This window comes from Antrihabitans auranticaus (assembly GCF_016481275.1).
Lineage (GTDB): Bacteria > Actinomycetota > Actinomycetes > Mycobacteriales > Mycobacteriaceae > Antrihabitans.
Genome location: NZ_JAEMNW010000003.1, coordinates 253,191 through 268,057, shown reverse-complemented (window position 1 = coordinate 268,057; position 14,867 = coordinate 253,191). Strand labels below are relative to the sequence as shown.

At 64.0% G+C, this 14,867-nt stretch carries 13 protein-coding genes; 7 read left to right on the top strand and 6 right to left on the bottom strand.

Features of this window, described 5'->3' with window-relative positions:
- Window positions 1-292 precede the first annotated feature (292 nt).
- Window positions 293-1,144 (bottom strand): PP2C family protein-serine/threonine phosphatase, encoded by an 852-nt coding sequence (locus JGU72_RS15565; RefSeq protein WP_199684874.1) that lies wholly within the window; start codon window positions 1,142-1,144, stop codon window positions 293-295.
- Window positions 1,145-1,239: 95 nt separating this feature from the next.
- Window positions 1,240-3,024, bottom strand: a complete 1,785-nt coding sequence (gene leuA / locus JGU72_RS15560; protein ID WP_199684873.1) for a 2-isopropylmalate synthase — start codon at window positions 3,022-3,024, stop codon at window positions 1,240-1,242.
- 267 nt (window positions 3,025-3,291) lie between these two features.
- Here leuA and JGU72_RS15555 point away from each other — a divergent pair, with 267 nt between their 5' ends.
- The 4 genes from JGU72_RS15555 to JGU72_RS15540 all read left to right on the top strand — a co-directional run bounded on the left by JGU72_RS15555 (window position 3,292) and on the right by JGU72_RS15540 (window position 7,205).
- Window positions 3,292-4,077 carry a TetR/AcrR family transcriptional regulator gene (locus JGU72_RS15555; RefSeq protein WP_199684872.1) on the top strand — a complete coding sequence of 262 codons (786 nt, stop codon included), beginning with the start codon at window positions 3,292-3,294 and terminating at the stop codon, window positions 4,075-4,077.
- Between the two features lie 70 nt (window positions 4,078-4,147).
- On the top strand, window positions 4,148-4,987 hold the full coding sequence (locus JGU72_RS15550) for an ion transporter (protein ID WP_199684871.1): 840 nt from the start codon (window positions 4,148-4,150) through the stop codon (window positions 4,985-4,987).
- Window positions 4,988-4,997: 10 nt separating this feature from the next.
- On the top strand, window positions 4,998-5,351 hold the full coding sequence (locus tag JGU72_RS15545) for a hypothetical protein (protein WP_199684870.1): 354 nt from the start codon (window positions 4,998-5,000) through the stop codon (window positions 5,349-5,351).
- Window positions 5,352-5,576: 225 nt separating this feature from the next.
- Window positions 5,577-7,205: a GMC oxidoreductase gene (locus JGU72_RS15540; RefSeq protein ID WP_199684869.1), complete on the top strand. Its 1,629-nt coding sequence runs from the start codon at window positions 5,577-5,579 to the stop codon at window positions 7,203-7,205.
- A 3-nt stretch (window positions 7,206-7,208) separates the two neighbouring features.
- Here the strand turns inward: JGU72_RS15540 and JGU72_RS15535 are convergent, their stop codons facing one another.
- From JGU72_RS15535 to JGU72_RS15520, 4 genes are all read right to left on the bottom strand, one after another.
- The gene (locus JGU72_RS15535; protein ID WP_199684868.1) at window positions 7,209-8,381 is read right to left on the bottom strand and encodes an alkane 1-monooxygenase; all 1,173 of its coding nucleotides are present in this window, start codon (window positions 8,379-8,381) and stop codon (window positions 7,209-7,211) included.
- Between the two features lie 163 nt (window positions 8,382-8,544).
- Window positions 8,545-9,396, bottom strand: a complete 852-nt coding sequence (locus JGU72_RS15530) for an SRPBCC family protein (protein WP_199684867.1) — start codon at window positions 9,394-9,396, stop codon at window positions 8,545-8,547.
- A complete protein-coding gene (locus tag JGU72_RS15525) occupies window positions 9,389-9,949 on the bottom strand; it encodes a helix-turn-helix domain-containing protein (RefSeq protein WP_199684866.1) in 561 nt (186 codons plus the stop codon). The genes JGU72_RS15530 and JGU72_RS15525 overlap by 8 nt, the downstream gene beginning before the upstream one ends.
- A 157-nt stretch (window positions 9,950-10,106) precedes the next feature.
- Window positions 10,107-10,757, bottom strand: a complete 651-nt coding sequence (locus JGU72_RS15520; RefSeq protein ID WP_199684865.1) for a TetR/AcrR family transcriptional regulator — start codon at window positions 10,755-10,757, stop codon at window positions 10,107-10,109.
- Between the two features lie 44 nt (window positions 10,758-10,801).
- On the opposite strand from JGU72_RS15520, the gene JGU72_RS15515 reads away from it, so the two are divergent.
- From JGU72_RS15515 to JGU72_RS15505, 3 genes are all read left to right on the top strand, one after another.
- On the top strand, window positions 10,802-12,343 hold the full coding sequence (locus JGU72_RS15515; RefSeq protein ID WP_199684864.1) for an MFS transporter: 1,542 nt from the start codon (window positions 10,802-10,804) through the stop codon (window positions 12,341-12,343).
- 78 nt (window positions 12,344-12,421) lie between these two features.
- A complete protein-coding gene (locus JGU72_RS15510) occupies window positions 12,422-13,687 on the top strand; it encodes an aspartate kinase (protein ID WP_199684863.1) in 1,266 nt (421 codons plus the stop codon).
- A gap of 9 nt (window positions 13,688-13,696) precedes the next feature.
- Window positions 13,697-14,731: an aspartate-semialdehyde dehydrogenase gene (locus JGU72_RS15505; RefSeq protein ID WP_199684862.1), complete on the top strand. Its 1,035-nt coding sequence runs from the start codon at window positions 13,697-13,699 to the stop codon at window positions 14,729-14,731.
- Window positions 14,732-14,867 lie beyond the last annotated feature (136 nt).

Genomic DNA, 14,867 nt, shown 5'->3' with positions numbered 1-14,867 from the left:
CGCAATATGCGCGGATCAGGCTAGCACCCCATGCGGTATCGCTGCTGGTCGGACGATTGCCGGGTAATCGGGTACGCGCCCTGGACCGTCGGGCGTTGCTGTTACAGCGTCACAGTGGCCGAGGGCCGTACTTATGCTGGTCGGCAACGGCTTTCAGGGTCGGTCGGGTATTCCGTCGCTTATTCTTCTGTGCGGCCGCAGAGGATTTCGCTCAGCTTCGTTCGTTGTGGTGTTGGTCACTGTCGCCGAACTGCCCTCTCGGCACTAGCAAATATCTGGCTACGTAGGATTTCTAACCGCCGACGGCGACGACGGCCACGGTGATGTTGTCTCGGCCGCCCGCTTCCAGCGCGTGCGCCACCAGTGCGCGCGCCGCTGACAGGGGGTCGCCGGCCGTGACGAACGGTGCCAGCTCCGCAGCCGTGGGGAGGTAGTTCCAGAGTCCGTCCGAGCACACGACGAGCACACCCGGAACCGCGGTAGTCAACGTCGACACGGCAGACGTGCCCCACGGACCGGAGTTCGCATCCGCGCCGAGCCAGCGCGTCAGCATGTGTGCCCGCGGATCCGACATCGCTGCTTCCTCGTCGGCGACGCCCGCCGAAACCAACGCCTGCGCCCACGAATCATCGAGGGTCAGCCGCTGACCTAGAGAGTCGGCACCCGAAGGGAACCAGTACGCGCGGCTGTCGCCGACATTGCCGACCGTGATCTCGAAAGTGTTGTCCGCGCGTGCGACGACGAGCGCAGATGTGTAGGTACACGACGGTGATCGCAGGTGGTGATCCTCGGCGACGGCGACGACAGCCGCCGCAGCTGCGGTCAGCGCGTCGGAGGTTGCGGCAGCACCCTCGAGCCCGGCGGCGTGCCCGGCCAGCAATGCTTCGACACCCGACCGTGCCGCGGCGGCGGAGGCGAGCTGAGGATCGTCGCAACTGGAGACGCCGTCGCACACTGCGAGTGCCACTACATCCAGGCCTGCGTCGACCGCAGTACCTGCCGCAGCCGCATCGTCGTTGTGTTCGTGCACGAGGCCGACGTCAGTCACGAGCGCGACCGGGCCGAGCACGGTTTCTTCCCGGTCGGCTTCCCCGAGTCTTTGCGGTAGTGCCGCACGTTCGGTCGCCGGTTGCGCCACAGTCATCACTGTCCCCCTACCTGTCCTTCGCCGCGATAGTAGTGCGGCGTTGTAAGAGGGCGCTGTGTGCGAGGAAGCTGTGGCGCAACCGGGATGCCGATTTACGACGCGCGGTTGACCGCGGATACGACTGCGCGCAGCGAAGCGGTCGTGATGGACGTGGCGATACCGACGCCCCACACAACTTTGTCGCCGATGGCGCATTCGACGTAGGCCGCGGCCTGAGCGTCCACTCCGGACGTCATCGCGTGTTCGGAGTAGTCGAGAACGCGGACGTCGACGCCGATCGTCGACAGCGCATCGACGAACGCCGAGAGCGGGCCCTCTCCTGTGCCGGAGATCTCGTGCTCTTTGCCGTTGAGCTTCACGATCGCGGTGATGGAGTCGATGCCGTCCGACGCCGTCACCTTCTGCGAGATGCGTTCCAGCGGCAGGAGCGGCTGCAGGTACTCGGTCGCGAAGACGTCCCACATCTCCTTGGAGCTGACCTCGCCACCTTCGCCGTCGGTGATCTGCTGAATTGCCCGGGAGAACTCGATCTGCAGGCGTCGCGGGAGTGCCAGGCCGTGGTCGGCCTTCATGATGTAGGCGACGCCGCCCTTACCGGACTGCGAGTTGACCCGAATGACGGCCTCGTAGGTGCGGCCGACGTCCTTCGGGTCGATCGGCAGGTAGGGGACCTGCCACAGGATGTCGTCGACATCGGAGTCCTGCTCGTCTGCCGAGACCTTCATCGCGTCCAGGCCCTTGTTGATCGCGTCCTGGTGGCTGCCGGAGAACGCGGTGTAGACGAGGTCGCCGCCGTACGGGTGCCGCTCGGGCACGGGCAGCTGGTTGCAGTACTCGACAGTTCGCCGGATTTCGTCGATGTTGGAAAAATCGATCTGCGGGTCGACGCCACGGGAGAACAGGTTCAGCGCGAGGGTGACCAGGCAGACGTTGCCGGTGCGCTCGCCGTTGCCGAACAGGCAGCCTTCGATGCGGTCCGCGCCGGCCTGATAGCCCAGTTCGGCTGCCGCAACGGCAGTTCCGCGGTCGTTGTGCGGATGCAGCGACAGCACGACCGACTCGCGCCGGGCCAGGTTCCGGCTCATCCACTCGATCGAGTCGGCGTAGACGTTGGGCGTAGCCATTTCGACGGTTGCCGGCAGGTTGATGATCATCGGGTTCGCGGGAGTGGGTGCGATGACCTCCGTGACCGCGTCGCAGACCTCGCGGGCGTACTCGAGTTCGGTGCCGGTGTAGGACTCGGGGGAGTACTCGTAGCGCCAGTGCGTGTCGGGGTACTTCGCCGCTTCGACGAGGCACTTCGCGGCGGCGTCGGTGGCGATCTTCTTGATCGCTTCGCGGTCTGCCCGGAACACGACGCGGCGCTGCAGGATCGACGTCGAGTTGTAGAAGTGGACGATCGCTTTGGGCGCACCGGCGCAGGCGACGAACGTGCGCTCGATCAGCTCACTGCGACACTGCGTCAGCACCTGGATCGTGACGTCGTCCGGAATGGCGTTGTCTTCGATGATCTCGCGGACGAAATCGAAATCCGTCTGGCTCGCGGACGGGAACCCGACCTCGATCTCCTTGTAGCCCATGCGAACGAGCAGGTCGAACATGCGTCGCTTGCGGGCAGGACTCATCGGATCGATGAGCGCCTGGTTGCCGTCGCGCAGGTCGACTGCGCACCACATCGGTGCACGGTCGAGAACCTTGTCCGGCCAGGATCGGTCGGGTACCGCTACGGGCTCTACCTCTTCGGCAAAGGGGCGGTAGCGGAAGGTCGGCATCGACGAGTTCTTCTGGGGGTTCCAGATGGGCTGGTCGACGGGAGCGGGTCGGGTCGGCGCGGTGATGGTGCGCGATCCGGAAGTGAAAGCGTCTGCGGGTGACATGTCAATTCTCCGACGAATTGGGGGACGGGCCGTCCTGGTGATTGGATCGACCGGCGCGACTGGACCCCGCGACGGGAAGCCGGTCTGGATCAGACCCCGCCGCGGCGGCTGAGGAGGAGCGCCCGCTGCATAGTTCGTGAGTCTACATGCGCCGGCGGATGCCGACATAAAGTATTCGGAGCCGCAACCGTCGCGGATAGAACGCGCTGGTCGAAGGCGGTGTCCGAGGGCTATGCGCTTTCGGTGCACGACTGTACACTGAACAATGTGGCTGTACAGAGAACCCGACCCCTCAAGCGCGACCGTAGCGCTGCCGTCGAGGCTGTGCGCGCCAGGCTCGGTGCGCGTGACCCGGCGACCGTGCGGATGCGTGACGTCGCCAGAGTGCTCGGCGTACCGGTCACCGGGGTCTACAAATACTTCGACTCGATCGACGACGTTCGGACGGCACTCGGGGCACCGGTTCGGGTCGCACCGTTGGCATCGAAAGTCGATGCAGCACAGGCTTTCTCCGAAACCTTCATTGCCAGGGCGGCGGGCCCCGAGCACATCAAGCAGGTCGTCGCGGAATTGCTCGGCGACACCCTCGAGATCGGCCCCATGCCGGTCGGTCCGAAGAGTGCGCGAGCCGTCGCGTCGGCGATCGGGAAGATCGGTGATATCGATGTGCGGCGAACCGGCGGACCGTCGTCGATGATGGTCACAGTTCCGGTCGCCGTCGACGTCGATGTCCGGGTCGGTCGCAACTACCGACGCAAGTTCTCGGCCACCGTGTCCATGCCGGTGAAGGTCGATATCGCGCCGACCGCCAACCTCCAATTGAAGGTCGAGACGAAAAAGCCGCGGCGGACCGACATCGCGGTTTCCGTCGATGTGTACGGTCTGTCGCTCAAGTTGATGCGCCGCATCGGCAGGGTCGACGAGCTGTTGCGTACGCATTCGCTCGACTATCTCGACAAGGTCTTGAACAGTCCCGAGGGTCGAGCGGCCACGACCATCGACCTCGGTCGCGTGATCGACGAGGCGTGGAAACGCGGTCTGGTTTTGCCGTAACCCCAGTTCGGGAACTCCGCACTCACCCAAGATCGATTCGCTTACGATGCGGGAGAGCTGAGGAGCAGTGATGCGCAGTCGGAACGAAACGAGCGCTGCAGGCGAGATCGATTCGAAAGACCGTCCATATCCACGAAAACCGCCGACCAAAATCATCGACTTTGTCATGTTGGGGCTTGCCGTCGTCTCGGTGCTGCTACTCGCCTGGATCACGTTCTTCGACGTGCCGGACGACCTCGTGCACAAGGTGATCATCGCCGACTACATCGTGTGCGCGATCTTTGCGGTCGAGTTCGCCTATCGCTGGCGCAAGTCGGGCGAAACCTGGAAGTTCCCCGTGCGCTACTGGTACGAAGTGCTCGGCATGATCCCGGTGTCCGATCCAGCCTTCCGCAGCTTCCGGCTGCTGCGGATCATCGTCGTTCTCGCCCGACTCGGCCGGACCGCCGACCGCGCATTCGGTGCTCGGATCACCGGAGCGTTGGTCGACAGGTTCGTCGTCACCATCGTCGACGTCATCAAGCGACCGATCACCGTCGCAATGTTGGACGAGGTCGCCGGCGTTCTACAGGCCGGGCACTACACCGCGAACATTGCTCGTGCGCTGGAAGAGAACCGGTCCGAACTGGACGCGATGATCCTCGAGCAGATCAAGCGTGACCCACAAGCGGGACGTTTCAAGTTCCTGCCGTTCCACGACGACATCATCAACATCGCTGCCGACACGACGTTCCGGATTCTGTTGGCAACCCTGGCGGATCCGCGTACCGACGAATTGGTTTCGGACATGATTCGCGAGAACCTCGACCAGATCAGGGACGCGGTGAAGCAAGGGCACGACAAGGAGGAGTCGGTGGCGGAGTCGACCACGTTGACGAAGCCGACGGGAAACCTCGATTTCGCGAGATAGTATCCCAGCCGTGACGACCCAGACCGATGTTGCGCGTGCCTACCTCGACGCCCTGATTTCGCACGATGCGCAGGCTGTACGGTTCGCCGACAACGCGGTCCGCTACGAGAACGGCATCAAGACCGGTCGGTCGGGCAAGCATCTGACGCGCAGTCTTTCCCGGGGTCCGCAGTATCGCGTTGTCCAGTCGATCCGCGAACTGGAAACTTCGGTCGACAGCGACGTGGTCCATACGGAGTACCTACTGGATGCGGGCCTTTTCGGCCGCAAGCTGGCGACGGTTCGCGTCGTGGAGGACTTCGTCATCCCCGCCGACGACCTCCTGATCCACCGCATCGACGCGAAGATCAAGCCACGGCGTTAGTACTCGACAGAACTACCGAGCGCAGCACCGAAGAACCGACACCGACCGCAACACGTGGACCGTTGTCGTGTCTTCGGCGAGAAGGTCGGTAACTTGAGTAAGCGCGTAGGCGAATACAGGGTCGAAGAAGAGTTCGAGCTAGGAAACCGACGCGCGCTCGGACAATGACTGGACGCAAACGCGTTCGGGAGTGCTCACGGCGACAATCGTGCCACTCACGGGAGGATGAGGTGCGAATTGGACAGGCGTGACTTCCTCACGGCGGCGGGCGTGGTTTCCGCGTCGTGCCTCCTGCCGTTGGGCCTGCCGAGAGCTGCGCGCGCCGAGGGGCCGTGGGTACCGCTGTTCCGCGCGTGGGTGCCGGAGATCTTCGCGCCCCTGCCCGATCCGCCGCAGCATTCCACCGCGATCGTCATCGGGTCCGGCTTCGGCGGCGCTGTCGCTGCTCTGCGTCTCGCCGAAGCAGGTGTGCAGACGACGGTTCTCGAGCGCGGCTCGCGGTGGCCGAACGATCCGTGGCGCGAGATCTTCACCGGTGACGATCTACCGGACGGTCGCGGTTTCTGGCACCGGACGAGTTTCACCGGCGTCACCAAGGTGCCGGTCTTCTTCGAAAGCTTCGGCGGCGTACTGGACTGCACCGAGTACGGGACGATCGACGTCTGGCGGGCCGCTGCGGTCGGCGGCGGATCGGTGATCTTCACCGGTGCGATGGTGGAACCCGAGCGCAGGCACTTCGACGCCGTCTTCGGTGGCTCGTTGAGCTTCGACGAACTGCACGACAAGTATTACCCGCGTGTTCGGTCGATGCTCGGACTGAGTCGAATGCCGATCGACATCTACGACTCGGAGCCGTTCACGCATTCGCGCGCCTGGGACGCACAGGTACGCGCAGCCGGCTACACGCCCGAACCGCTGGAATCGATCTTCAAGTGGGACGTGCTGCGCGACGAGCTCGCCGGCCGTTCGCGGCCATCGGCCACCGAGGCCCGCAGCAATCTGGGGAACTCGAACGGCGCGAAGTTCGATCTCGGCCAGAATTACCTGCGGTATGCCGAGAACACGGGTCGGGCAGCGATATTCGCCGGTCATCAGGTCGACGCGATCGCGGCTGAGCCCGGCGGTGGCTACAGCGTCGCCCTGCGAAAACTCGATCCCACGGGTGCGGTCCTGAGCACGCGGACGATCACCTGCGATCAACTGTTCCTTGCCGCAGGCTCGATCGGTACGTCCGAACTGCTCGTTCGCGCACGTGAAACCGGTGCGCTGCCGAACCTCAACGAGCATGTCGGTCAGAACTGGGGAACCAACGGCGACGTTGCACTGGCGCGTGGCGTGACGTCACTCGCGGGCGGTACCGGTGGTGTGCCGTGCGCGAGCAAGATCGTCGACGACTCCGGTCTGCCGACGACGTTGGAGAACTGGTACATCCCCGGAATCCCGGTCGACGTAGGTGCTCTCGCGTCGCTCGGAATGGTCATCGAGCCGACGCGCGGTCATTTCCAGCACGATGCGCGGACCGGACGGGTCGGCGTGGTCTGGCCGCAGAACGGAAGCGACAACGCTGTGGCGGCTGCGCGCGCGGTCAACGACCGGGTGCAGGAACGTTCCGGATCGTTGTTCGACTACCAACCGATCGGCTACGACGCGAACGCGTCTTTCACCGCGCATCCGCTGGGCGGTGCAGTGCTGGGCGCGGCGACCGACAGCCACGGTCGCGTTGTCGGTTACCGCGGGCTCTACGTCATGGATGGTGCGTTGCTGCCAGGAAGTTCTGCGGCGGTGAATCCGTCTCTGACGATCGCGGCGATTGCCGAGCGCAACATCGAGGCTATCGTCGGCAACGGCGGGTGACGGTCAGGCAGCGTCGATGAATCCCTTGTCGGAGGCGAGAATTCGTTTGCGTAGCCGTGGCGCGAGGTTCGCCTTGCTGATGTCTCCGTCGTAGTGTGCGACGACGCGGTGGTCCATGACTGCTCGCCACAGCGGTGGGCACATCGCGAGCATGATCATCGTCGGATAGCCGGCGGGAAGTTGCGGTGCCTCCTCGGCTGACCGCAGGGTTTGATACCGCCGGGCCGGGTTGGCGTGGTGGTCGCTGTGCCGCTGCAGATGGAATAGGAAAACGTTGGTGACCAGGCGGTCGCTGTTCCAGCTGTGCCGCGGCAGGGTTCGTTCGTAGCGCCCGCTTGCAAGCCGTGCCCGCAGCAGACCGTAGTGCTCGACGTAGTTCACCGTCTCGAGCATCGTGAATGCGATGGCGGCCTGCAAAGCGAGATACGGTGCAATCGACAGACCGAAGACCGCTAGCAACGTGCCGAACAGTGCTGCGCTCAGAGCCCAAGCCTGCAGGATGTTGTTGTGAAAGGTTATTGGGCCCTGCCCTTTTCGGCGCAGCCGGTCGATTTCGAGCCGCCACGCTGAGATGAACCCGCCCGCGATGCTGCGGGGTAGGAATGCCCAGAGGTTCTCGCCGAATCGGGCGCTCGAACAGTCCTCGGGTGTCGCGACTCGGACGTGGTGGCCGCGGTTGTGCTCCACGTACCAGTGCCCGTAAAACGACTGCGCCAGAGCGACTTTCGCGAGCCAGCGCTCATGCTTCTCTGTGCGGTGGCCGAGTTCGTGCGCGGCGTTGATGCCGATGCCCGATACCAATCCGACCGTTATCGCCAAACCGATCTTTGCGGTCACGTCGAGCGCACTGCTTGCCCATAGATGTGCGGCGACGACGAGCCCGGACAGCAAGACCGGCAGAAACAGGTAGGTGCACCACCGATAGAACTTGTCGTTCGACAGCCGCTCGTATTCGGAGTCTGGGGGGTTGACCCCGTCGTCGCCGACGAGGGCGTCCAGAATCGGCACGCAGACGAACACGATGACCGGGCCGATCCACCAAAACGCTTCGATACCGGTTTGGCGGACAAATGTCGACGGGAGTAGAGCGCACGCAGGGGCAAGCAAGCCCAGCACCCAGCAGTAGCGCTTGCGGTCACGCCATGCGCGGCCGTCGTTCGTCCCGTCCATCACCATCCCCGCGATCTATTCCCACCTGCTAATTCATAGATCTGGCGCAGGAGATCGTTAACGCTGCCTCGATCACAGTTCAGTCTAGATTGTCCGTGCGTCGATATTGCATCGAAACGCACCGTGGCCGTGCTGCCGCGCGCGCAACGCCGCAGCACGGCACGGAAGACTACGCGCTGGCCGCCTCGTCCTGAATCCAGATCGGCCGCCAATCGCGCAGCTCGTGGTAGCGGCGGAGCTCGGCGAGGCCACTGACCGATCCCATCCAGCCGGCGTGCGGCGGGTTTTCGCTGCCCCACCCGCTTTGGACGAACGTGAGCCTGGTCTTGCCGCCCGAATCGGCCAGTTCCCAGGTTTGCACTCCGGGCTTGCCCCAATCGACGGTCACCGACTGGCCGGGCGTGAGGTCGATGATCTTCGCCGCGTAGCCGGACTCGAAACCACCCATCGCGTAGCGGCCGCCCTTGTACGGCTCGATTTCGATCGGATAGCCGAACCACGCGCTCACCTGCTTGGAATCGATCAGCGACTCGTAGACCTCGTCGAGCGGTGCGTCGATCACCGAATCCACGCGAAGCTCGGTTGCGGTGAAATCGTGCCGATGGGTGAGTTCGCGGCCCTCGAGGTGGTCGACCAGGTTGGCGATCGCAAGGCACCAGAACGTTTGCAGTGCACCGCGAATCGACGTGTCTTCCATCGCCTCCTGAATGTCGAAGTGCGACTGCGACAGCACGACGATCGTCGAGTCGTCGCTTTCGGGTTCGACCCCGAGTTCGACCGTCGTATCGACGCCGTCGAGCAGCCAGTTGAATTTCACCGACGTGTCGTCGGCGTGCACCAAGCGCTGATGCGGGGCATCGCCCTCAGGGGTGTACTTGCCCCAGAATTCGAACTTGTTCGGTACGTCGACCTCGACCTCCTCTGCAAGCCAGATTCGAAGCAGTTCCGGGTCGGTCAGCGCATGCCGAACGGTCGCGGCCGGCGCGGCCACCCGGGCACGAAGGATCATCGGTTCAGTCATTGTTCTCTTCTCCCTTGGGATAGCAGGCCAAAGCGAGCTTGAAGGCATCGCCCTCGTCGCCGCCGTAGCGTGTGAAAAGGTCCTGCAGCGTCGTCTGCAGGTCGTTCAGAAATTCCTGGCGCCTGTGCGCAGGAACGTGAATCTCGCCGGAGACGCCGATCGACGGCAACTCCGGACGCGTCCGATCGAGCGCGGCGACATCCGACTGCACTTCCTCCATCAGGTCCAGGAGGTACCCGAGGCTCAGTTCGTCGCGCGATTTCTGCAACCCGATCCGGCCGACCAGTTGGGGCGACAGCCAGTACGAGCGAGCCGTTGCCTGGTAGATGCCCTCGGTGATGCCCCGAACCTTGCGCTCCGAAACGAGATCGACCAGCCCGGCCTCCACCAGCTTCTTGACGTGGTAGTAGACGCGCTGCGGTGTCTGGTCGAGCAGCTTCGCGACCTCGGTGCAGGTAGCGGGCTCGGCCAGCTTCCGCAGAACGTCGATGCGCTGCGGCTTGAGCAAGGCCTCGGCCTGCTCGATCTCTTCTAGGAACGCAACTTCTCTCATAACAAAAACGAGTTTGTACGTAAAAATCTGTTTTGTCAATAGGGTGAGGGGGCGCGACGCCCGCTCGACGAAATTGCTCGCCGAGAAGGCGGAAATGGGGCTGGCTTGTCGGGCGATGGTCAGGCAACCGCCTGGTCGAGGCGGGTGTCCGGCGCGGCTAGGGCGCCAACATCGCCATGAAGTTCTCGACGACTTGCTTGCGCGTCGGCAACCCGCGGTCGTTGCCGATGAGCGTCATCTGACTCATTCGCATCTGACAGGTGCCGAGGATCATGAAGGCTGCGGCGCGGGTGTCGATCCCGGCGCGGACCTCGCCGCGCTGCTGGGCGGCCGCGAGGTAACCGCCGAGCAGTTCGACGCCTTTGTGCGGGCCCATCTGATTGTCGCTGAGGTACTTGTGGACCGGTTCGCGCAGGTCGATGTCGGCGTGAGCGGCGTAGAACACGATCAGTGAGTCGCCGAGGAACGTCTCGAGCGCTGCGATGAACCGATCGAGTGCGGCGGCGAGGTCGAGATCGCCGAGTCCCGCTTCGCGTAGGGCGGTGAGGGGTTGGTGCACCTGCTGGAAGACGGCCAGCAACACGCCGGACCGGTCGCCGAAGTGATAGAAGATGCTGCCCTCGGAGACGCCGGCACGTGCGGCGATGTCTTTGGTCGTGGTGCGCGCGACCCCGCGTTCGCGCAGCAGTTCCAGAGTGGCGGTGAGGATTTGCTCACGGCCACCCGAGGGTGGGCGACCACGTCGCGGCGCTTTCTCGATGTCCATCTTGCCTGGAAACATACTGCACCAGATTTCTTGAGTCTGCACTCAGATAAGTATATTCTGAGTGCTGACTCAGGAAAGGAAGCGCTATGACGACCAAATGGTGGACGTTGGGTGCGGTCTGCACCGGTGTGTTCATGCTGCTGCTCGACATCACGATCGTGAACGTCGCGCTTCCGGACATTCAGGCGGAGTTCGGTGCGACCCTCGAAGGCCTGCAGGGGGTCATCGACGCGTATGCGCTGACGCTCGCGGCTTTGCTTCTGACGGCCGGAACCATCGCAGACCGCTCTGGTCGGCGGAAGGTCTTCGCTGTCGGTCTCGTCGTCTTCACGTCGGCGTCGTTGCTCTGCGGCATCTCCAACGACGTTGTGGTGCTGTCACTTTCACGCGCGTTGCAAGGAGTCGGTGGCGCGATAATGTTCGCGACCTCCTTGGCACTGCTCGCCCAGGCCTTTGCCCCACGTGAGCGCGGCGTCGCTTTCGGTGTCTTCGGCGCCGTGACCGGCGTCGCCGTTGCCGTCGGACCGGTCCTCGGCGGTGTTCTGACGTCGGGGCTCTCGTGGCGTTGGATCTTCTTCGTCAACCTGCCGATCGGCCTTGCGGCGTTGGCGGTGACGCTGTGGCGGGTCGAGGAGTCGCGCGATCCAGCTCGCCGTCCGATCGACTTTGCAGGTTGCGTCACTTTCAGCGCCGGGCTCGCGGCACTCGTGTTCGGTTTGATCCGCAGTCACACCGACGGGTGGAGTTCGGCGACCGTCGCGGGCTCCCTGATCGTCGCCGTGGCCCTGCTTGTTGCTTTCGTCGTGATCGAGCAGCGCTCGGCGGCGCCGATGCTCGATCTCGACTTGCTTCGCGTACCGACCTTCAACGGCGGGCTTCTCGCCGCGTGGGGAATCTCGGCATCGATCTTCTCGCTGCTGACGTTCCTGGTGATCTATCTGCAGGGCGTCATGCAGTTCTCGGCACTCGAGGCGGGTCTGCGATTCCTGCCTTTCACCTTGACGATCTTCGTCGTGGCAGCGATCGCCGGCAGGCTCAGCGACGTCGTCCCGGTACGATTGCTCATTGCCCCGGGGTTCGTCTTCGTCGGGGTTGGACTGCTCCTCATGCGGGGCAGTGATCCGACCGGAAGCTGGACGCATTTCCTGCCAGGTTTCATCGTCGCGGGAGTCGGCGCGGGGCTGATCAACGTCCCGCTGGCATCGACCGCCGTCGGCGTCGTTGCACCGGAGCGCGCCGGCATGGCGTCCGGGATCAACTCGACGTTCCGGCAGATCGGCATCGCGACCGGTATAGCAGCGCTCGGCAGCCTCCTCGCGGCGCGCATTCGCGACAGTGTTGCTGACGCACTGGCGACCGGTCCGCTTGCGGCGCAGGCCGCCGATGTCGCATCGAAGGCGAGCCTCGGCCGAACCGCTGACGCGCTGGCGGTTCTGCCACCCGAACAACGCGTTTACGCAGAACAAACCGTTGCGGTGGGATATGCCGACGCACTCGACTCGGTCCTCCTGGTGGGAGGCGTTGTCGCACTGTGCGTCGCGGTCGGCACGTTCTTCCTCATCAGGTCACGTGACTTCGTGCAAAACGATGCCGCCGAGGACGGTGTGGTGGGCGTCGCGGTGGGCTGAGTCCCTGTTCGCGGGCAGTCGTCGGTAGGCTTGCAAGCTGGAATGACTGCACACCGCATACATCGGAGGTAGGTCCGCGTGGCTCTCGTGGTCCAGAAGTACGGGGGATCGTCGGTCGAATCGGCCGAGCGCATCCGACGCGTCGCTGAGCGGATCGTCGAGACGAAGAAGGCAGGTAACGACGTCGTCGTCGTCGTCTCCGCGATGGGCGATACGACCGACGAGTTGATGGACCTCGCGACGCAGGTATGTCCGGCTCCACCGGCTCGTGAACTCGACATGCTGCTCACTTCCGGCGAGCGGATCTCCAACGCGCTGGTCGCAATGGCGATCCATTCGCTGGGCGCCGAGGCGCGGTCGTTCACCGGTTCGCAGGCAGGTGTGATCACGACGAGTGCGCACGGCAACGCGAAGATCATCGACGTGACGCCCGGCCGGGTCCGGACGGCGCTCGATCAGGGTTTGATCGTGCTTGTCGCGGGCTTCCAGGGTGTAAGCCAGGACAGCAAGGACGTCACAACTCTTGGTCGCGGCGGCTCGGACACGACAGCCGTTGCGCTCGCCGCAGCGTTGAATGCCGATGTCTGCGAGATCTACAGCGACGTCGACGGCGTCTACACCGCGGACCCGCGCATCGTGCCCAATGCGCAAAAGCTCGACAAGGTCTCGTTCGAAGAGATGCTCGAGATGGCCGCGTGCGGCGCGAAGGTGCTCGGCCTGCGGTGCGTCGAGTACGCCCGGCGCTATCACACAAAGGTGCACGTGCGTTCGTCGTACACCGAACGAGAAGGCACTTACGTATTCGGATCGATGGAGGACATCCCCGTGGAAGAAGCCATCCTCACCGGCGTCGCGCACGATCGAAGCGAAGCCAAGGTGACAGTCGTCGGCCTGTCCGACGAGCCAGGTTATGCCGCACGGGTCTTTCGCGCCGTTGCGGATGCAGATATCAACATCGACATGGTGTTGCAGAACATCTCCAAGGTCGAGACGGGCAAGACCGACATCACGTTCACATTGCCCAAGACCGACGGCCCGCGCGCTGTAGAGAAGTTGACCAAGCTGCAGGGTGAGATCGGCTTCACGAACATCGTCTACGACGACCACATCGGCAAGGTCTCGCTCGTCGGCGCGGGTATGAAGAGCCACCCCGGTGTGACCGCAACGTTCTGCGAGGCACTCGCGGAGGCCGGTGTGAACATCGATCTCATCTCGACGTCCGAGATCCGGATATCTGTGTTGTGCCGGGACACAGAGTTGGACCACGCTGTACGGGCAATACACGAAGCGTTCGAACTCGGTGGCGACGAAGAAGCAGTCGTGCACGCGGGGACTGGAAGGTAGGAGAGAACAGTGGGCTTGCGGATCGGCGTTGTCGGCGCCACCGGGCAGGTGGGCGCAGTCATGCGCGCGCTGCTCGAAGAACGGAATTTCCCGGCTGACGAGGTGCGGTTCTTCGCATCTTCGCGTTCGGCGGGCAAGAAGTTGCCTTTCCGCGGCTCAGAGATCGTCGTCGAGGACACCGAGACGGCCGATCCGTCGGGGCTCGATATCGCGCTCTTCTCCGCCGGTGCGACCATGTCGCGCGTTCAGGCACCGCGATTTGCCGCGGCCGGTGTGACCGTCATCGACAATTCGTCGGCATGGCGTAAGGACCCCGATGTTCCGCTGGTCGTCAGCGAAGTGAACCCCGAGCAGACGCGCGACCTCCGCAAGGGCATCATCGCGAACCCCAACTGCACCACGATGGCTGCGATGCCCGTACTCAAGCCGCTTCACGACGAGGCCGGACTGGTCCGGCTTATCGTGTCGAGCTATCAGGCAGTATCGGGCAGCGGGCTCGCGGGCGTAGAGGAGCTTGTTTCGCAGGCACGGGCAGTCATCGACGATGCCGAGAAGCTGGTCCACGGCGGCGACAAGGTGCAGTTCCCCGAGCCCGTCAAGTACGTCGCGCCGATCGCCTTCAATGTGCTCCCGCTCGCGGGTTCACTGGTCGACGACGGCAGTGGCGAAACGGACGAGGACCAGAAGCTACGCAACGAGAGCCGCAAGATTCTCGGTCTGCCGGATCTGCTCGTCAGCGGGACCTGCGTGCGCGTGCCGGTGTTCACCGGCCACTCGCTGTCGATCAACGCCGAGTTCGAACGGCCGTTGTCGGCCGAGCGGGCGCGCGAAATTCTCGCTGCGGCAGCGGGCGTCAAGCTCGTCGATGTGCCGACGCCGTTGGCGGCTGCGGGAATCGACGATTCTCTGGTCGGGCGTATTCGGCAGGATCCGGGTGTGCCGGACGGTCGAGGTCTCGCGTTGTTCGTGTCTGGTGACAACCTTCGAAAAGGTGCCGCGCTGAACACAATTCAAATCGCAGAGGTGCTACTCAGCAACTCCTGACGCGGCGCGCACCGGCACGTCATCATGCGATCGAACGACTGTGCGGGCCCGCGTTTCGTGGTGAGATTTCTCGTGGGGCGAGGTCCGTCTCGGCGCAACACTCGGTGTCGCGCTGGGCGGACCTCGTTGCAGGGGT